Genomic DNA, 920 nt, shown 5'->3' with positions numbered 1-920 from the left:
CTAGGCTTTGTACGAAAAGTATTGCCGCATGCAACGTAGGCTGCAGGCCAAGGTGACCATGGCTGCAAAGCTCTTGGCCAGCTTGTCATAGCGAGTGCCGATCCTGCGATTTTCTTTCAGCCAGCCAAACATCCGCTCAATGATGTTCCGTTGCCGGTATTTGGGCCGGTCAAACAGTCGGGGCAGCCAGGTCGAGGTTTGCGCGGCATAGCGCGCAATGGGATTACCGGCTGCATTCGGTAACGGTCGCAGTACTGGCGCAGGTGCTCGGCATCGTATCCCTTGTCAGCCAGCAACCACCGGCTACGTTTACGCGGTCGTCCTGGCTTGCCAGCAATTCTTACAGCATCCAGCAGCGGCTGAGCGTGGGAGACATCACTGGCTTGTCCTGGTGAAAGCCTGAAATGCAATGGCACGCCATTGGCATCGCACACCATGTGAATCTTGGTGGTCAGACCGCCTCGACTGCGCCCGAAGGCATGGTCTAACGGTTCTTCAGGCCCCCCTTTTTCCCGGCGCCTGAAGAGGCTCGGGTTGCTCGTACTGCGGTGGAGTCGATCATCCAGGTGTCCAAGTCGATCAGTCCTTCCCGGTTCAGCCGAATATGCAGACGCTCCAGTACTCGCTCGAATGTGCCGTCGTCGCGCCAGTCACGAAAACGCTGATACACCGTTGACCAAGGCCCAAAGCGTTCAGGCAGGTCGCGCCAGGGAGCGCCCGAGCACAGGATCCACAGAATTCCGTGGAGAACCTGACGATCATCGTTGCGAGGACGGCCCATTTTCTGTTCTGGAGAAACCAAATCCTTGATCAGCTCCCATGACGCATCAGAAAGTTCGTAACGCCTTGCCATACGGGCCTCCAACCGGTCATGGCGGCAATTTTAGCCACAACGACTTTTCGTACAAAACCTAATTCGC

1 pseudogene is annotated in these 920 nt (G+C 56.8%); it reads right to left on the bottom strand.

The features are described from left to right. Nucleotides 1-853 (bottom strand): annotated as a pseudogene (locus AC19YX_RS35235) (IS5 family transposase). Nucleotides 854-920: the final 67 nt, after the last annotated feature.

This window comes from Pseudomonas sp. MF09150 (assembly GCF_059862355.1).
The sequence above is the reverse complement of the archived record's forward strand: the minus strand, read 5'-3'. Positions and strand labels throughout refer to the sequence as shown.